Annotated in this window: 19 protein-coding genes; 14 read left to right on the top strand and 5 right to left on the bottom strand. The window is 52.7% G+C overall.

Annotated elements, in window-relative coordinates; translation table 11 throughout:
- Positions 1–46 precede the first annotated feature (46 nt).
- Positions 47–367, bottom strand: coding sequence for a hypothetical protein (locus tag QNJ86_RS12765; RefSeq protein ID WP_283833028.1), 321 nt, complete (start codon positions 365–367; stop codon positions 47–49).
- Between the two features lie 129 nt (positions 368–496).
- On the opposite strand from QNJ86_RS12765, the gene QNJ86_RS12760 reads away from it, so the two are divergent.
- From QNJ86_RS12760 to QNJ86_RS12705, 12 genes are all read left to right on the top strand, one after another.
- Positions 497–871, top strand: coding sequence for a PadR family transcriptional regulator (locus QNJ86_RS12760; RefSeq protein ID WP_283833027.1), 375 nt, complete (start codon positions 497–499; stop codon positions 869–871).
- Positions 858–1,388, top strand: a complete 531-nt coding sequence (locus tag QNJ86_RS12755) for a DUF2812 domain-containing protein (protein ID WP_283833026.1) — start codon at positions 858–860, stop codon at positions 1,386–1,388. The genes QNJ86_RS12760 and QNJ86_RS12755 overlap by 14 nt, the downstream gene beginning before the upstream one ends.
- 360 nt (positions 1,389–1,748) lie before the next feature.
- Positions 1,749–2,621 carry a DNA adenine methylase gene (locus QNJ86_RS12750; RefSeq protein ID WP_283833025.1) on the top strand — a complete coding sequence of 291 codons (873 nt, stop codon included), beginning with the start codon at positions 1,749–1,751 and terminating at the stop codon, positions 2,619–2,621.
- 2 nt (positions 2,622–2,623) lie between these two features.
- Positions 2,624–4,312: an AlwI family type II restriction endonuclease gene (locus QNJ86_RS12745; RefSeq protein ID WP_283833024.1), complete on the top strand. Its 1,689-nt coding sequence runs from the start codon at positions 2,624–2,626 to the stop codon at positions 4,310–4,312.
- Positions 4,313–4,348: 36 nt separating this feature from the next.
- The gene (ftsY, locus tag QNJ86_RS12740) at positions 4,349–5,269 is read left to right on the top strand and encodes a signal recognition particle-docking protein FtsY (protein ID WP_283833023.1); all 921 of its coding nucleotides are present in this window, start codon (positions 4,349–4,351) and stop codon (positions 5,267–5,269) included.
- A gap of 265 nt (positions 5,270–5,534) precedes the next feature.
- Positions 5,535–6,833: a sensor domain-containing diguanylate cyclase gene (locus QNJ86_RS12735; protein WP_283833022.1), complete on the top strand. Its 1,299-nt coding sequence runs from the start codon at positions 5,535–5,537 to the stop codon at positions 6,831–6,833.
- Between the two features lie 122 nt (positions 6,834–6,955).
- Positions 6,956–8,299, top strand: coding sequence for a helix-turn-helix domain-containing protein (locus tag QNJ86_RS12730; RefSeq protein WP_283833021.1), 1,344 nt, complete (start codon positions 6,956–6,958; stop codon positions 8,297–8,299).
- A gap of 156 nt (positions 8,300–8,455) precedes the next feature.
- Positions 8,456–9,871: a signal recognition particle protein gene (gene ffh, locus QNJ86_RS12725; RefSeq protein ID WP_283833020.1), complete on the top strand. Its 1,416-nt coding sequence runs from the start codon at positions 8,456–8,458 to the stop codon at positions 9,869–9,871.
- Between the two features lie 81 nt (positions 9,872–9,952).
- On the top strand, positions 9,953–10,594 hold the full coding sequence (locus QNJ86_RS12720; RefSeq protein ID WP_283833019.1) for an ABC transporter ATP-binding protein: 642 nt from the start codon (positions 9,953–9,955) through the stop codon (positions 10,592–10,594).
- Between the two features lie 83 nt (positions 10,595–10,677).
- Positions 10,678–11,190 carry a ClbS/DfsB family four-helix bundle protein gene (locus tag QNJ86_RS12715; protein ID WP_283833017.1) on the top strand — a complete coding sequence of 171 codons (513 nt, stop codon included), beginning with the start codon at positions 10,678–10,680 and terminating at the stop codon, positions 11,188–11,190.
- Positions 11,191–11,223: 33 nt separating this feature from the next.
- Positions 11,224–11,922 (top strand): response regulator transcription factor, encoded by a 699-nt coding sequence (locus QNJ86_RS12710; RefSeq protein WP_283833016.1) that lies wholly within the window; start codon positions 11,224–11,226, stop codon positions 11,920–11,922.
- Positions 11,919–13,091 (top strand): HAMP domain-containing sensor histidine kinase, encoded by a 1,173-nt coding sequence (locus QNJ86_RS12705; RefSeq protein ID WP_283833014.1) that lies wholly within the window; start codon positions 11,919–11,921, stop codon positions 13,089–13,091. Before QNJ86_RS12710 ends, QNJ86_RS12705 begins: the two co-directional genes overlap by 4 nt.
- Before the next feature lie 61 nt (positions 13,092–13,152).
- Here the strand turns inward: QNJ86_RS12705 and QNJ86_RS12700 are convergent, their stop codons facing one another.
- The 4 genes from QNJ86_RS12700 to QNJ86_RS12685 form a co-directional block, all read right to left on the bottom strand.
- Complete coding sequence (locus QNJ86_RS12700; RefSeq protein WP_283833013.1) at positions 13,153–14,061, bottom strand: hypothetical protein; 909 nt, start codon at positions 14,059–14,061, stop codon at positions 13,153–13,155.
- A gap of 335 nt (positions 14,062–14,396) precedes the next feature.
- Complete coding sequence (locus QNJ86_RS12695) at positions 14,397–15,140, bottom strand: adenylate/guanylate cyclase domain-containing protein (RefSeq protein WP_283833012.1); 744 nt, start codon at positions 15,138–15,140, stop codon at positions 14,397–14,399.
- A gap of 2 nt (positions 15,141–15,142) precedes the next feature.
- Entirely contained in the window at positions 15,143–15,658 is a 516-nt protein-coding gene (locus QNJ86_RS12690) for a Pycsar system effector family protein (RefSeq protein ID WP_283833011.1), read from the bottom strand.
- Positions 15,655–16,338, bottom strand: a complete 684-nt coding sequence (locus QNJ86_RS12685) for a LexA family protein (RefSeq protein WP_283833009.1) — start codon at positions 16,336–16,338, stop codon at positions 15,655–15,657. The genes QNJ86_RS12690 and QNJ86_RS12685 overlap by 4 nt, the downstream gene beginning before the upstream one ends.
- A gap of 99 nt (positions 16,339–16,437) precedes the next feature.
- Between QNJ86_RS12685 and QNJ86_RS12680 the strand changes: the two genes are divergently transcribed.
- Positions 16,438–16,635: a helix-turn-helix transcriptional regulator gene (locus QNJ86_RS12680; protein WP_283833008.1), complete on the top strand. Its 198-nt coding sequence runs from the start codon at positions 16,438–16,440 to the stop codon at positions 16,633–16,635.
- A 45-nt stretch (positions 16,636–16,680) separates the two neighbouring features.
- A complete protein-coding gene (locus QNJ86_RS12675; protein ID WP_283833007.1) occupies positions 16,681–16,863 on the top strand; it encodes a hypothetical protein in 183 nt (60 codons plus the stop codon).
- Positions 16,864–16,964 lie beyond the last annotated feature (101 nt).

The raw sequence follows: 16,964 nt of genomic DNA, 5'->3' as shown, positions 1-16,964 counted from the left end.
AAGTGGCGCTTGCGGCGCTCCGCGCTTAGGATGACAGGGTGCGTGGCTACTTCATCAGCAGTGGGATAATTATCGTGAGTGCGAACGCACACATGAGCACCCAGTTCACGTTAGTTAACGCATGTACTCCGGGGCTTGTTGTCTCTTTCTTTTGATCAAAGCCTACAGAGGTGAAGAAGAGAATGGTGACAAGCGGAACAAGACGTTCGGCCCCTTCCGCATCTCCGAGCGCGAGTTTCACAAAGTACCAGATGAACGATGCTGCGGCTATAAGGGCCATAACCAGTACAAAAATGGTATCTCTCTTTTCCGCCGTGGTCTTTTTCGATAGAGGTGGGCGCACATCATCACTGCATACATTGGTCATGGTTTCATTCCTTCCGTTGCGAGAGCAGGGCCCTCTGGTTGGGGTATAGTGGTTTAATCAGGCCGTTCTGCTTGCAAGCAACGCAAGTGTATCATACTATATCCATTATGGATATATGAAAGGAGCACGATGGCGAAGCGCAGCCCGTACGAAACGGGGGAGCTTTCCGATAGCATCTTTCTTATCCTCATGGCTACGCTTGAGCCGGTGCATGGGTATCGCATTATGCAGGTGGTAAAGGAATCCCTACAAGGCGAGGTGGAAATTGGTCCCGCCACCATGTACACGACGCTCAAAAAGCTGAAAGCTGCAGGCTGGATTGTGGAAGTTGCCGACGACGCGGGGGATGACGAAGCAGGCGAAGGTGTCGCGCGCATTTTGTATGTCGCCACCGACGAGGGTCGCTGTGTGTTGCAACATGACCTCACGCGACGCAAGCGACTGATTGCGATGGCGGAAGAGCGACTGGGCGCAACGACGGAGGAAAATCATGGCGAAGTATAGGTTGTGCGGCGGCCTGTCGATGATGCCTGCGCATGACACCGCGCTGCTCAAGCGCATGAGTGCGCAGGGGTGGCATGTGGTGGACTTGAATAGCGCGCTACTTTACCGCTTTGAACAGGGAGAACCACATGCATACGACTATGAAATTGATTACGAGCACGATTTTTCTGCCGAGGCGCAGGAAATCTTCCGCGCCGGAGGCTGGGAGCCGGTAGTCACGGGTCCCAGCTGGCAGATTTTGCGCGCCGAGGCAGGAACCACGCCGCTTTATACCGACGACGAATCGAGAGTCGATACACTGTCGTCAAGTCGGGCGCGCATGGGATGGATGGCATTCATCTGTGGGCCTATGGCTATTATGCTGCTTGTGCTGGAAGAATGCCTTTCCTCGCAAGGTCACGAGGTATGGTCGTGGGTAATTCTTATTGTTGCGTTTGTTGCCCTCGCCGGTTTCGTGTGCTCGTTTCTGCCCTTCGTTGCCTCCACGATTTCCCTACGGAAAGTGCGCGGAGAATAGGACTGTTACTGTTCGTTTGATAGCTGAACGGCTTTTGTTGCCTTTATCGATATGAGCTACCAATCGTTTATAAGTGATGTATCATGGCGTTTATAGTCTATCCTTAAACTATCCACAAGCCAAAATCTGTTTAAGTTTTTAAAATCGTGACTGTTCCCTTTCGATGTTTTAATTCTTTGAGCATCGAATGGGTAGAATCTATACTGTTTTACAACGTACGCGTGTCACGAAAATGATCAACTGAATACAGTACGCTGATGATGGATTCTGGTGACGGATTGACGATTTTTCGCAACTGTGACATAAACTAGAGATGCTTATAAAAACTAACTATGTGTTGCATTGTGATGCGAAACGATAATGGAGAATAAAATTAAACCTATCTTAAAATATCGTGGAGGAAAATCTAAGGAAATTGGTTTTATTGAGCCATATCTGCCTTCTGAGTTCAACCGTTATATTGAACCATTTTTTGGTGGAGGGGCTCTCTTTTTTCATCTTGCCCCGCGCAATGCAATCGTAAATGATTTGAATGAACGGTTAATGGGTTTTTATGTTGGTTTACGGGATGACTATCCAAGAGTGCGATCGGAATTATCACATTTGCAGGAAATATATGAATCCAACAGGGCAGTATATGATGCAGAGAAAAGAAAAAATCCTTCTAGTCGTGTCCTTGATCCAAACGAAGAACTTTACTACACAATGAGGCGTATGTTTAATGGGCTCGAGCAGCCCACATATACATCTGCCACTTTATACTACTTCATAAATAAGACAGCTTATTCCGGAATGATCCGTTATAACAAGAACGGAGAGTATAATGTTCCCTATGGTAGATATAAGCATTTTAATACGCATCTTATAACTCCTGACCATATCGAACTTCTTTCTAGAACAAAAATGATGTGTGGCGATTACCAAAATGTCTTTCAAATGTGTGACAGAAACGATTTTGTCTTTTTGGATCCTCCATACGACTGTGTTTTCTCAGATTACGGTAATAAAGAAACGTTAGATGGTTTTACAGAGCGTGAGCATAAACGGTTAGCCGAAGCTTTTGAATCTCTTCAGTGTAATGCTTTGATGGTAATTGGGAAAACCGATCTGACAGTGTCGCTGTATTCGAAGTATATAATTGATGAATATGATAAGACATATTCAGTTAATATACGCAATCGATTTAAATCTGAGAGTAAACATATCATAATTTCAAATTATTGGAAGAGTTAGGTATGGGGACAATACGGTCTACTAGAACGCTGCTATTTACAACATCACCACGATCTCCCGAAAAAATGATTCCTGAGATTAGATTATTGATAAATAATCTGGAGGGCCATAAATGGTATGAGACCACTCAAAGTAATTATTATAAATTACTTATTGAAGAGGATTTTTTTCACTCTACAGAAAATGAATCAAGTAATCCCGCCTTTTCTGCTAGGGATAGGGTGAATCGTGGTCCCCAGATGCTTGGTTTTATCAACTTAAGGCCAGAAATTACTTTAACGCAAGCAGGTAAAAAATTCTTATATTCCTCGCGCCCGGAAGAAGCTTTGTTGAGGCAAATGTTGAAGTACCAATTGCCTTCGCCATATCAAAAAGCCTCAAAGGCTCTTGGAGATATTTTTTGGTGTAAACCTTATCTTGAGTTATTACGTTTAATTCGTTATTTCGGCTCTGTTACTTTCGACGAAATAAAGATTTTTGGAATACAGCTTACAGACTATAGAAGTTTTGATCTGATAATTGAGAAGATTGAAAAATTTAGGATGGAAAAGGCTATAACGAAAGAAACGTACGTCCAATTTTCTGGGAAGGTATTTGATTCTGAAACGAGAAGTATTTATCGTTCTGAACTTTCGAACAAAAACTACTCTGTTAGAGAATCATGCGAGTTTAGTGAAAAGAAATACCTTTCAACCAAGAAACAAAATGCAAGAGACTATACAGATGCTCTTTTTAGGTATTTTGCTATGACTGGTCTTACGGCTGTTTCCCAGTCGGGGCACTCGATAGGAATAGCTCACGATAGAATAGAAGATGTTGATTTCATTTTGGATTCAGTTGATCGCGATCCAGTGTTTGTAGATGACCTCGAAAAATACCAAAATTGGCTATTCGATCCTACGACTCCCTCACTAAGTACAGATAATGAAGAGACTCTTCAATTAAAGATTAAAAATATCGATGAAAATTTTTGTACATCCGGAATGGATATCAGTACTTTGAAGAATGCATACGACTCCTTGCGCACTCTACGCAAGGAGCAATTGCTTAATAATAAAATCTTGGTAATTAAGGACATGAAAGAGTATTTTGATATCGTTGAGGTATTTGATCGTATAAAGCGAAAAGAATACTACGATAATCCTCTTATGTTTGAATGGAATACATGGCGTGCGATGACGATGATCGATGGCGGAAGGATCAATGCCAATCTGAATTTTGACGATTACGGAAATCCTTTGTCTACTGCGGCCGGAAATAAAGCCGATATAGAGTGCGATTATGGTGATTTCATTCTTAATGTTGAAGTAACATTGCAAAGTGGTCAAAAGCAATATGATAACGAAGGTGAACCTGTTGCACGGCATATCGGAAAAGCCAAAAGCAAATGGAATAAAGAGGTTTTTTGTCTCTTCGTCGCCCCTCGTGTATCAGACGCGACTATAGCTCATTTTTACTATCTGCAAAACATAAATATTCGCCATTATGGCGGCAAGGCTTTAATTATTCCTGTTTCTCTTTCTACATTTGTAAAGATGATTCAAGATAGTTATAAAGCTTCATACAAGCCAGAACCTTTTCATATCATGAAGTTAATTAATCGAATTGAAGCGCTAAAAGATCAAGTTTGTGACGAGATTGAATGGTATGAGAAAGTACAAATTGAAGTTGCATCATGGTTGAGAGACTAATAATTTCATTTTGTTCGGTTTTTGAAGGAGTCTGACATGGGATTTTTTGAGCGCATTAGCGAGGGGTTGTCTCGTTCGCGTGATAAGTTTAAGGAGCAGATGAACGTCCTTCTGGACCGCGGTCCCGACTTGGACGAGGACTTTTGGGACGGCCTTGAGGAAACGCTCATCTTGGCTGACATTGGCGGCGCGGCGGCAAGTGAGATTGTTGAGAACCTGCGCGACCAAGCCACGCGCAAAGCTCTGCCGGATGCGTATGCCGTGCTTGACCTCTTAAACGACCAGATAGCCAGCACGTTTACGCCGGGCGGCGAGGAAGTGTTCGGCGGTGGCGAGGCCATCGTGCTCTTCGTGGGTATCAACGGCACCGGTAAAACCACCACGGTGGGCAAGCTGGCCAAGGAAGCCACCGACGCCGGGCGCACGGTGCTTCTGGGCAGTGCCGATACGTTTCGCGCGGCGGCCATTGAGCAGCTGGAAGTGTGGGCGCAGCGTGCCGGCGTGGAAGTGGTCACGCGCGAGCGCGGCAGCGACCCGGCGAGTGTGTGCTACGACACCATCGAGCGCGCCGAAGCTGAGGGCGCCGATCTGGTGCTGGTGGACACGGCTGGCCGCCTGCACACATCGGCCGACCTCATGCGCGAACTGGAGAAAGTGGTAGGTGTGGTGCGTAAGCGCGCAAACATGCCCGTGTACACGGTGCTGGTGACCGATGCCACCACCGGTCAAAACGGCCTGGCCCAGGCGCGCGAGTTCGACCGCGCCCTCGATTTGGACGGCGTCATTGTGACGAAGCTCGACGGCACCGCGAAGGGTGGCATCGCGCTGGCCGTGAGCCACGAGTTGGGCCTTCCCGTACTCAAGATCGGCGTCGGCGAGGGCCTCGACGACCTCAAAGACTTCGACCCCCACGACTTCGCCCGCGCCCTCGTCGGCGACTTCGACGAACGCGAATAGGGTATTCTTGTGAGCGTCGGCGCGCTTGTCGCGCGCCGACCGCTTCAGTAAGGTGTTTCGGTTCATCTGATACCACTGCTGTTTGATGCATGCGAACAGGGAAGGTGTCTTCGCCGGCCCTTTCGTCACCTTCACCTCTTCCCAAATGTGCGCTTCAACCTGGGGTTGCGCCTCGGGTGTGGGGTGGGGGGCCGTGCTATACTCGTCTCTCTTTTCGGGATAGAACAGGGGGGTGTGGATGGCTCGCAACGAAAAGGAACCGGTATTGTCTGACAGACTCGTTGAACATGATCGTCGCGGGCTTGAAAAGGTACTCGACTCCATCTCCGACGGTTTGGGTAAATTCGCGTGTAACGAAGAATTCACCGTTCTCTATTTCAGCGACGGCCTTGCCGCTCTGTCCGAAGTCGATCGTGTGGACGTCGAAAAGCAGGGTTTCAACAGCGATATCTATATTCATGTTGATGATCGTCAGATGGTGCGGCAGGCCATCATGGACGCAGTGGCGGCGAACGAGCCCTTCACCTGCACGTATCGTTTGTATCGCAAAGAGGGCGGGTTCCGCTGGGTCAAGGCGCGCGGCGTTCCTACTGGCGAGGTTTATCAAGGGCAGTTTCCCATCATCTACGTGTTCTACACCGACGTGACCGATGTGGTGGAGACGAGCGAGCAACTAAAAGAGGAACTGGAGCGTCGGCGGGTTCTCATGGATCTAACGGGCGAAATGTTCGTGGAATACGATCACGTGCTCGATGAACTGACGGTACTTGGCGCATTTCAGCCCTATTATGACGGCCCGGAGCGCATCAAGCACTTCAGTGCATACGCCGAGCAACACCACGGCGAGCGGAATATGCAGCTGCTTGATAAGGCGAACGCGCATGTGTTGATGGGGTCCGAGATCGTTTCGCTGGAGCGGCTGATTACCCGTGTTGACGGGAAAAACGTGTGGATGTCCATCAGTGGTCGCACGATCCGCTCCGAGGAAGGTACGCTGCTCAAAACCATCTATCGGTTCAGTGACATTGACGATCAGAAGCGCGAACGCGAGTTTCTCCAACTCCAAGCGGCTTCCGACGATCTGACGGGAGTGCTTGGGCCCAGCGCGCTGCGCTCGCTCGTGAATCGGTGCTTGCAAGAGGCCAAGCCCCAGCACATGAATGCGTTTCTTATCTTCGATTACGATGACTTTAAGGGTATCAACGATTCTTACGGTCATCCGCTGGGAGATGCGGTGCTGGTGGGAGGCGCAAACGCGGTGCGAGGCGTGGTGCGCGAGCAGGACTGCGTCGGGCGCATCGGCGGCGACGAGTTCTGCGTGTTTTTGGACGGCATTACGAGCATTGATGACGCCGCCTGTATCGCGCGCCGCATCTGCAGTGTGTTTCCCTCCGTGGGGGAGTTTACGCTGGGTAAGCCCATCACCTGCAGCGTTGGCATGAGTGTGAGCGTGGGAAGCAACGCATCATTTGAAAAGCTGTACCGCGAAGCCGACGCCGCCCTCTACCAAGCAAAAGAATCCGGCCGCAACCGCTACGTCTTATACGACCAGGATACAACCTAACCCCTCCCACGAGCAAAAGTGTACCGCATTCGGAATACTTTTATCTAGAGGCATCAGAAAAAGTATTCCGAATGCGGTACAATAAACTCCTTCTTTAGCGAATGCGTTCGGAAGGAGTCCGTATGCTCACCACAGCACAAGCGGCGGAGAGGCTTGGCGTATCAAGTCGGCGCGTGCTTGCCCTTATCGAGGCGGGCGACTTGACAGCTGAACGCTTCGGGCGCTCGTGGATGATTGATGAGCGCTCGGTTGAAGAGCGCGCCCGCATGCCGCGCATTTCAGGGCGGCCAAAGATGGGGCAGAAACGCCTGATGAGCCTTAAATCGTACACATTGATGAATCGCAACCATGCTGTGTTTGACTTCGTGTATGACGATGAGCGCAAGCGTGTTTCCATCGGTACCGTGCATGAAGGAGCGGCGTGGGCGCCGCTTGGTGCCGGAATGGAAGGTCGCAGGCCAAATGCGGACGACTTTGCCACCTGGCTGCGTCGTCGTTATATGCCGCCGCTGCGTCCGGAGGCGGCGCGTCTGATGCGTGCGGCGTGTGTTTCGTCCACCGATGCGCTCATGTTTGGCTCGCTGGGTTTGAACCTTTCCGATCAGTATTGGTTTAAACCGGAAGGGGTCAACCTTGATTGGTATGAGGTCAACTTCTTCGAAAACGGTTATGAGCGTGCGACAGAAGGTCCGCTGCGCACGCCTGACAGTTCAACGCCGGGTGCGCTCGAGAAGCGATGGGAACGCGTGCGAGGTACAGACTTCCTGATCAAAGGCTCTTCGGGAAGTGACGAACGCGAACCGTACAACGAATTGCTTGCCACGCGGCTCATGAAGCGCCTGCTGAGCGAAGGGGAGTACGTACCCTATCGGCTGGTGGAACGCGATGGTCATGCCTGCTCGTCTTGCCCGACATTCGTCACGCCTGAAACTGAGTTCGTGCCCGCCGCTGATGTGGCGGTGTGCGCTGGCATCAGCGAAGGGCGCGATTTCTACCGCGGCTATGCGGCGTTTTGTGAGAGTAAGGGCATACCTGACGTTCGCACAAGCCTTGCGAAGATGATCGTGTGTGACCACCTCATGGCTAACTTTGACCGCCATCGCTGCAACTTTGGCCTCGTGCGCACGGTTGAGTCGCTGGATGGCTGGCGCGTGGCGCCGCTCTTTGACAACGGGGCGGGCTTTTTCTCGCGCGCCTCGTTGCCTGAACTTGAGCAGGCGCGCTTCACGTGGACGGCGAACCCGTTTGATGAATACCCATCCCAACAGCTGGCTCGTGTGGAGGATCTCAGTTGGTATGATCCCATCTTGCTCGCCAACTTTGCCGATGAGGTGCGCGAGGTGCTCTCAACCAATTCCGCCTTGCCCGCAGCCTTTGTTGAACACGCTGCACGCCACGTCCAACGCAACATCGACACCGTTAACGACCTCGCCGCCGAACGAAACCCCGTGTGGGCAGGCTTCTAGCAGTAAGTGCCTCGCCGGAGTTCTCCGTCAGTAGACGAAGGTGTCATCACACCACCTCATTCACGCAGTTTTGGGGGAGGGAAGGCGCGACTCGCTTCGCTTCGTTATAATTCGAGTTTGATTGAAAACGTTACTTCGCGGCAAGGAGTTTTTCCCATGCTTGAGAACCTTTCCGAACGACTGCAGGGCATATTTAGTGGGTTGCGTGGCAAGGGCCGCCTGACCGAAGACGATATCAACGACGCTATGCGCGAGATTCGCATGGCGCTTCTGGAGGCCGACGTCAACTTCAAGGTGGTGAAGACGTTCGTCGCGCGCACGAAGGAGCGCTGCCTTGATGCGGAGGTGCTCGACTCGCTCACGCCGGCGCAAAACGTCATCAAGATTGTGCTTGACGAACTGACGGAACTACTCGGTCGCACCGACTCCAAGCTGGTGCTGGGAAGCCGCATTCCCAACGTTATTATGCTGGTGGGACTGCAAGGCTCCGGCAAGACGACCGCCGCCGCGAAGCTGGCGTATCGTCTGAAGCAGGAGAACCACAACCCGCTGCTCGTGGCTTGCGACGTGTACCGTCCCGCGGCGGCCGACCAGCTGCAAACGCTTGGCGGCGAGATTGGCGTGCGCGTGTATCGCGGTGACGGGCAGGACCCCGTGCGCATTGCCCAGGAGGGCATCCAGGACGCCATCGACAACCTACGCGACGTGGTGATTGTGGACACGGCGGGCCGCCTCCACGTGGACGACGAGATGATGGAAGAAGCTGAAGCCATCAAGCGCGCCGTGAAGCCTGACCAGATTCTCATGGTGGTGGATGCCATGACCGGCCAAGACGTGGTGAACGTGGCCAGCGCATTCGCCGAGCGCGTGGATTTCGACGGCGTTATCATGTCGAAGATGGACGGCGACGCGCGCGGCGGCGGTGCCCTTTCCATCAAGCAGGTGACGGGCAAGCCCATCAAGTTCATCTCGTCGGGCGAGAAACCCGACTCGCTGGAAGAATTCCACCCCGACCGCATGGCGAAGCGCATCCTCGGCATGGGTGATGTGGTCAGCCTCATCGAGAGCGCCGTGAAGGTGCAGCAGGAAGAAGTGGAGCAGGAGCAGGCCGAACGCATGATGCGTGCGAACCTCACCCTGAACGACTTCATCGACATGAACCGCCAAATTCGCAAGATGGGTGGCGTGTCGAAGCTGATTGCTGCGCTGCCCGGCGGCGATAAGGCGCTCGGAAGTGGCCAGGTGGACGAGGGCGCGCTCGATCACATGGAAGTTATCATCAACTCTATGACGAAGGCCGAACGTGAGAAGCCCGACCTACTGAACGGCTCGCGCCGCGCGCGCATTGCGGCTGGTGCTGGCGTGAGTGTGTCGGATGTGAACCAACTCATCAAGAAGTTCAACGAAACAAAAAAGATGATGAAGAAGTTCATGCCTTCCGCCGAGGAACTGGCGGGCGGCAAAAAGGGTAAGAAAGGCAAGAAGGGCCGTCGCCGCCGCATGGGCCTCCCCGGCGGTATGGGCGGCATGAGCATGGCGGACTTGAAGAATTTACAAGACATGATGAAATAGGGTTCGGTGGCCGAAGGCCGCCGAACCCTCCACCATAAAGTTCGCGCGAATGGGGGAGGCGGACGACGCAAAGGGGGGCTTATGGCCTACGAGGAAGTGGCGATACCGGTGCTTGAGTGTAGGGGGCTTGAGAAGTGCTATGGTGCGCAGCCAGCGCTCGCTCCGCTTTTCCTTACGTTGCCGCGCGGGCGCGTGGTGGGGTTGCTCGGTCCGAACGGTAGCGGCAAAACAACGCTTATCAAGCTTATCGCGGGGCTTCTGCGTCCTACGGCTGGTCAGGTGCTCATCTGTGGTCGCGAGCCGGGGCCTGACACGAAGGCGCTTGTGTCCTATCTGCCCGAACGCCCGTATTTCGCGCCAGGTATGAAAGTGTCGCAGGCGATACGGTACTTCGAAGACTTCTACGCCGACTTCGACCGACTGCTCGCCCAGGACATGCTCGCACGCTTGGCGGTTCCACAGGATGCGCACCTTGGCGCGCTCTCGAAGGGTACGAAGGAAAAAGTGCAGCTTGTCATGGTGATGGCGCGACGTGCGGCACTCTATCTGCTCGACGAACCCATCGGCGGCGTCGACCCGGCGGCACGCGACTTCATTTTAGACACCATCATTCGCAACTACCATCGCGATGCCACCATCCTGCTTTCAACCCACCTCGTGGCCGATGTTGAGCACGTGCTCGACGAGTTCGTCCTGTTGCAGTACGGCACGTCCATCTACTGAAAAACAAGGTAAACCTGTCGTAACGCGCGGGTGAATATGGCTCGGGTGCTGTGAATTCTCGCATCCGCAAGAGAGGAGCTGTGATGCAGGGGTATGAGAGCAAGGAAGCGCTGATTGCCGAGATTCGAAAAACGGCAGCGCTGTTCGTAACTGAGTTCGACGACGTGGCTGAGGCCGAGGCCAATGCAATGGCCGAGGGCGTGGATCGCACGCCACGCGAGATGCTGGCCTACCAGTTGGGATGGATGGAGCTACTGCGTGGCTGGGATGCCGATGAGTTGGCAGGTAAGGATGTTGTCACGCCCGCTCCCGGTTTCAAGTGGAATCAAATGGGCGCTTTGTATCAGGGTTTCTACGACCGGTACAGCACAGAGTCGATGGATGGCCTCATACGGGCGTTCGAGGACGGCGTGGACTCGCTTGTGCGGTGGGTGGACGGGTTTTCCGACGAGGAATTGTTCGAGCCGGGCGGCAGGAAGTGGGCGCAATCAACTCCTTCGAACTGGCCAGTGTGGAAATGGATATATATGAACACCGTTGCGCCCTACAAGTCATTTCGAGGCAAGATCAGAAAGTGGAAGAAGACGCGAGCCTAGCAAAAACTGCTAGGACGCGGGGCGGGGGTAGGTGTGCCGAGCATACTCATTGTGGACGACGACGCGGATTTGTCTGCCATTGTCGCACGCTTTTTGGAAAGCGGGGGGTTTGCGGTCGAGCGAGTTGCGAGTGCGGAAGGTGCCTACGAGGTGTTGGGCGCGCGAGCGTTTGACCTGGTGTTGCTCGATGTTAACCTTCCGGGTGACGACGGGTTTGCAGCGTGCGCGGCCCTACGGCGCGCGAGCGACGTTCCCATCGTGTTCGCGTCGGCGCGCACGAGTGAGACGGATCGCATTGTGGGGCTTGACACCGGCGGCGATGATTACCTGCCGAAGCCCTATTCGCTGCGGGAGTTACTCGCACACGTGAACGCGCTTCTACGCCGCGCAGGGCGCGGGCACGACACCGGGCAACCGCTGATGGTGGGTCCGTTTGCGTTTGACGAGGCCGCCGGTGCAATCATGAAGCGCGGTGAACCGATAGCGCTTTCGCCGAAGGAGTTTGCGCTTGCCCGCTATCTCGCGCTGCATGCGGGCGAAACGGTGTCGAAGGAGCGACTGCTTGCCGAGGTGTGGGGTGCATTCTCGGAAGTCGAGCCGCAGACGGTATCGGTGCATATGAGCTGGCTGCGCGCGAAGCTGGAGGATGACCCAGCGCACCCTGTGCACTTCGTGACCGTGCGTGGTCGCGGCTATCGCTTCGAGGCAGCCGAAGGCGAGGGCGTATCGTGAAGGCAGGTGGGCAAGCGCGTTCGATTCGCACCCGGCTTATTGCATGCGCAGCCATCGCCTCTCTTGTTCTCGTTGCCTGTGCCGTGAGCGCAACGTATGTGTTATCCCACGATACTACGGCATCCCAGCTGCGGGAGGAAGTGGTGGCGCTCAACGAAGCGCGCGCCTCACTCAACGATGCTGGTGCGTCTTCCGAAGCTGATCAGGTGCTCATTGAGGCACAAGAGGCACTCCGCCGTGCAGCGGACGTGCGCAGTTCGCTGCCGATAGTGCTGATTTGGGTGCTGTGCGCGGCGGGAGCAGCGGTTGCGTGGGGCGTGGTAGCGTATCTGTATGTAAGCGTCGTGCGTCCCTTCACCAAGCTGGAACACTTTGCGGGTGAGGTGGCAGCGGGCAACCTCGATATGCCGCTTGCCTACGAACGCACCAACCCCTTCGGCCGCTTCACCTGGGCATTCGATAACATGCGCACGGAAATTAAGCGCGCACGTGCTGCGGAAGCGGAAGCCTTCGAGCAGGGTAAGACCTCCATTGCCGCGCTCTCGCACGATATCAAAACGCCTATCGCGTCCATTCGTGCCTACTCCGAGGCGCTTGAGTTGGGCCTCGCGCGCGACGAGGAAGAGCGTGCCAGCTATGCGCGCACCATCGCCCGCAAGTGTGACGAAGTGACCCAGCTCACCGACGATTTGTTTCTGCACGCGCTTGCCGATCTCGATCGTATGAGTGTGGTGCCCACAGACGCGCCCATTCACGAAACGCTGCGCGTCGCCGTTGCCGACTTCGACGCTACGGGCGACGTGCGTCTGGTGCGCGTCGACCACGCCCTTGTGCGTCACGACCCGAAACGCCTCGCCCAAGCGCTCGAGAACCTCATCGCGAACGCGCGCAAGTATGCGCCCGGCTCGCCGGTGGAAGTGTCCGGTGCGTGTACCACAGATGGCACCTACCGCGTTGACGTGCGCGACTTCGGTCCCGGCATCGCTCCCGAGGATCTCCCGTTCGCCTGCGATCGCTTCTACCGCGGCCGCAATGCCACGGATGCTCCCGGCGCCGGTCTTGGCCTCTTCATCGTTCACTACCTCATTGATCAGATGGGTGGCACCACGCACCTCGAAACCACCACCCCCGGTCTCCGCGTAACCCTCGAGTTTCCGTGCGAGCCTTAAGGACTTCTTAAGATTAAAACGCTCTGACCAGGTGATATTCTTTGAAATATCCTAAAATATCCTAAGTGACCTGTGATTGCACCATTGCTTTCGCTACGGCATTGACTAAATTCTCAACTGTTGGGCGTAGATAGTGCTTGCCGGAGACGCCTGGTGGGATGTGCCCCATGAGGAATTCCAAGGTGTCGAAATCTATGCCCCAGTCGTATTGCGCAAACGTACGCCACGAGTTGCGTAGGTTCGCAAAGGGTATCGCATCTTCCTCTATCTCGGCTATCCAGGCGTACTTTAGGCTCATGACATTGAACGGTAGGCCATCACCTCTATCGGCAAGCCATTCAATACCGTCACAAATCTTTGTCTGCGCTATCTCGTACAAACGCGTGCCATATGGCTCAGGGATAACAATGGTGCGTACACTCTGTGGGTTCTTGAGGTCGCCATCCGGCATCGGTGTATCACCTTCTTTTTCCATCCTCCGAACTATTGGCACAGTTGCGAGTTGCATGCCATGCGATTGAACAAGCGACACTTCGCTGGCGCGTACTCCGAGGGCTTCGCCAGATCGGGCGCTGCCAAAACATGCCAAGATATAGGGAGCTTCCACAAGCGCACCGTGTACGCGCTCAAAGACGGCGTTTGCTTGTTGCAGATCGTAGGTATCAGTGGTTCTTACTGATTTTTTCCTGGTAGGCATCTCATAGGTGAGGCGGAATTTGTTTGACTCGACCAACTCGTACTGTACCGCGAAGTCGAATATCCGACGCAACACGACAATCGCATGGCTCGCGTTGCCGGTAGAAAGTGTCAAGAACCAGCGTTGTACGCGCTCTGGTTTTACGCTATCGAGGGGGACGTTGCTCCATTCTGGGGCCACAATGTTGCGCCAACATATGAGATAAGCTTTACGAGTGTTGTCCTTGGTTTTACCCTCGGCGACCCTTCTGTTAATCCAAGGGAGATACCACATGTTAAAGGCTTCTTCGATGGTGGGAACAGGGTGGTCATTCGAGTGCTTAACTCGCAGCTTACTCAGTTCCAGGCAAGCTTCTTTGTAGGTACAATAGACTGTACGTGATCGCCTCTTACGGCCCTCGGGGGTGTTCTCCATCCACCTTAGGACATGCTTGTTCTTCGTTATGGTGGTAATAGAGCCCCATGAACGCCGCTTACGCTTTCTGGGCATGGTATACTTCACCTAGCCTTTCGACTTAGGTTGATGGGTTCTTGCTTAAGCCTCGCGCAGGGTGGCCGCCCATATGCGTGGGGCTTTCCTTACGATTGTCGCTATGCCTCCTAGATTTATTAATCTGGCATGCCTTCTTCAATCCAGTTGTCCATGTCTGTCATTATGACGCTGCAGTACTTCGCTCCGTAGTAAGGGATGCTTTCCGATGAATGGAACCAACCCTCGACGTTTTTGTCCGGGTGATCCTCTTTGTACTTCTCGATTATGTTGTTATAGACGAGGCTCGATAACACTATTCTGCTGCCAACGATCTTATCCCCGTAGCTTGATAGCTTTGCTGCTTTGGATACTGCTTCGCCCATCCATACCGTCGAGTTGATGCCGGTGCCTTTTCGCCCTGCTTTTATAACGTGATCGTTGCCAAGCGCGACTCCAATGCCGGCTTTTATCTTCTCGTATCCATGCTTCCGCAACAATGCGTTGAGCATGTTGAGGTAGGTGTTAATCCAAGCCGTCTTATTGAACACTTCATATACATCGCTTTTATAAGGCGTGGTGTATATCGCATAAACGCAATCACCTCTGATGCCAAGCTCTCGTTCCCGGTCGTCTCCCCTCAATATCTCGATAATTTCCGACGTGAAGGAGCGAACGACCTTAGCGACGTACTCTTGATCGTCCTTTGCCATGAGCGAGGTGGAATCCCTTATGTCGACGAAGATCGCCATGACCCAAGAATGGTAGGCATTATCGAAAGTGAAATTGTCATCAGATGGGAGTTTCCCAGATTCAACAATCTCAATTTTCCCAGAAAGAATGTCGTCGACCCGTTTCTTTCCGCTCTTGTAGTCGTACCCCATATTCACACTCCAATCACATAGCAGATGGAAAAACCAGCGATAAACAAGATCAGTAGATACGTGGAAAACGAAGCTACCGAGTGCCAACGCATTTTCGTTCGGCATATCTTAGAATTAATATATATCTGGTTAACTAAGTCGTCCTCGATGGAGTAGTCTTGACTAACCAGTTCTCTTTTGTAAGATAAAAAATCCTTATGCTTGGCTATCGTGCCGAAGTACAAACTCGAATCTCCTTCACATTTCGTTCTAGGTATAAGAGACGCAAACAGAGAGAAAATAACGAGTGCGGTCGAAATTAAAATGCCCGCCAGCATAACTAAGCACATCGTATTCGACTTACCGGAGAGTGCGGCAAAAACAGAAGATGAGAAGTTGTCGTTCGAGAACAAAATTGCCGCCAAACCAGCCAATATTGCGGTAGTAACCCCGTTTTTCCCATCGACGCTTTTTACAGATTCGACCGTGCGGTCGAGTATCCAGCGATATTGTTCGATGTCGGAATGAGTGGTCATCATTCCATCTCCTTGCCTGCCTGGAACCATACGACCACGCCCTCAAATTTGACGATGCGCCCGTCATCTCCTGTTATCACGATGTCCTCGTAGCTGTCATCCCAGCTATCAGGGGATAGGATCATCGTGTTCGCGCCCCGGTAGAGTCTTCTCATTACATAATCGTCGCCATCTATACTCACGACTGCTATTGAGCCGTTCTTTGGCTCCATACGGCGGTCTACGAAGATAAAGCTACCTTCGGGGTACACCCTTGACATGCAGTTACCCTCGACCTCTAAGAAATAACCCTCGCGGTGCCTGTCCCATACTTCGTAGGGGAGTGAGATATTGTCCTCTAATATCTCGGGCATTTTTGCATCGCCAGCGTGGACGCGTCCGAGAAGTGGCGCGTACGCTTTGCGCGGGGGAGAAGGGATAATTGCTCCTGGTGGGTAACTTATCTCCTGCTTTGGTCTTTTTGTCAAAGGGTCAATCATATCCATGCCGCCATCTTCGATAATGTGTCTCTTTTTTAGTCCGTAGCAGGCAGCTATTTTTTCTACGGCTCCCATTCTTGGTTCTGCGTAACCATTTTCCCATTTTGAAACAGCATTTTCGGTGACGCCAGCAATATCGGCAAGCTCACGCTGGGTAACGTCGAATATTTCCCTGATCTTTTTAATGTTATCTGCGACACCCATGGATTACCGCCTATCAGTAAATATTTTCTTCCATTTTAGTAAATATTTTCTTGACAGTCTACAGGAAATAAATTACTGTTTATGACGAAAGGAGGGCAGATGAAGACGATCGAAGAGATTCGCAAAAACAAGGGTATTTCAAAAGTCGCGGTTGCGAGACATTTAGGCGTGTCAAGGCCGTGTTATAGCCGCTACGAGAACGATCCTAGTACAATGCGAATCGAAACCGCAAAGAAGGTAGCCGAGTTTCTTGGCGTCGATGTGCAGGATATTTTTTTCATCTCTGACAGGAAATAAATTACTGTACCTACTGCGAAGCGGGCTAGGGAAGGAGAAATCGATATGAGCGATCAATGCACGTTTGGACTTCCGAGAAAGACCATCGATGAGTTCGCGACTTGCGAGCTGGTGGATGAGTTGAAATGCCGAATCGATTCAGTCGAGTACTCACACATATCGGAGAACGCCAAAGCGGTCGTAGAAATTGACGGCCCTGCCGACGTGCTCGCGGTTCATGCATCCTGATTCAAATTACACCACGCACATTTACAGCCAAATAGGCACATAAGCGGTAGCACCGTGCCTCCCTTCCACGGGACGGGCGTCACGACATCAAGGGGGTCCCC

Origin of the sequence: Gordonibacter faecis, assembly GCF_030077735.1 — a bacterium.
GTDB classification, from domain to species: Bacteria; Actinomycetota; Coriobacteriia; order Coriobacteriales; family Eggerthellaceae; genus Gordonibacter; species Gordonibacter faecis.
This window is presented reverse-complemented; position numbering and strand designations above follow the sequence as displayed.

Bases quoted from the DNA above. Each gene is read 5' to 3' on its own strand.
- QNJ86_RS12695 (WP_283833012.1), bottom strand. From the start codon at position 15,140: ATGGGGTACGACTACAAGAGCGGAAAGAAACGGGTCGACGACATTCTT.
- QNJ86_RS12745 (WP_283833024.1), top strand. From the start codon at position 2,624: ATGGGGACAATACGGTCTACTAGAACGCTGCTATTTACAACATCACCA.
- QNJ86_RS12690 (WP_283833011.1), bottom strand. From the start codon at position 15,658: ATGATGACCACTCATTCCGACATCGAACAATATCGCTGGATACTCGAC.
- QNJ86_RS12700 (WP_283833013.1), bottom strand. From the start codon at position 14,061: ATGTGGTATCTCCCTTGGATTAACAGAAGGGTCGCCGAGGGTAAAACC.
- QNJ86_RS12685 (WP_283833009.1), bottom strand. From the start codon at position 16,338: ATGGGTGTCGCAGATAACATTAAAAAGATCAGGGAAATATTCGACGTT.
- QNJ86_RS12760 (WP_283833027.1), top strand. From the start codon at position 497: ATGGCGAAGCGCAGCCCGTACGAAACGGGGGAGCTTTCCGATAGCATC.
- ftsY (WP_283833023.1), top strand. From the start codon at position 4,349: ATGGGATTTTTTGAGCGCATTAGCGAGGGGTTGTCTCGTTCGCGTGAT.
- QNJ86_RS12750 (WP_283833025.1), top strand. From the start codon at position 1,749: ATGGAGAATAAAATTAAACCTATCTTAAAATATCGTGGAGGAAAATCT.
- QNJ86_RS12755 (WP_283833026.1), top strand. From the start codon at position 858: ATGGCGAAGTATAGGTTGTGCGGCGGCCTGTCGATGATGCCTGCGCAT.
- QNJ86_RS12765 (WP_283833028.1), bottom strand. From the start codon at position 367: ATGACCAATGTATGCAGTGATGATGTGCGCCCACCTCTATCGAAAAAG.
- QNJ86_RS12715 (WP_283833017.1), top strand. From the start codon at position 10,678: ATGCAGGGGTATGAGAGCAAGGAAGCGCTGATTGCCGAGATTCGAAAA.
- QNJ86_RS12675 (WP_283833007.1), top strand. From the start codon at position 16,681: ATGAGCGATCAATGCACGTTTGGACTTCCGAGAAAGACCATCGATGAG.
- QNJ86_RS12680 (WP_283833008.1), top strand. From the start codon at position 16,438: ATGAAGACGATCGAAGAGATTCGCAAAAACAAGGGTATTTCAAAAGTC.
- QNJ86_RS12720 (WP_283833019.1), top strand. From the start codon at position 9,953: ATGGCCTACGAGGAAGTGGCGATACCGGTGCTTGAGTGTAGGGGGCTT.
- ffh (WP_283833020.1), top strand. From the start codon at position 8,456: ATGCTTGAGAACCTTTCCGAACGACTGCAGGGCATATTTAGTGGGTTG.
- QNJ86_RS12730 (WP_283833021.1), top strand. From the start codon at position 6,956: ATGCTCACCACAGCACAAGCGGCGGAGAGGCTTGGCGTATCAAGTCGG.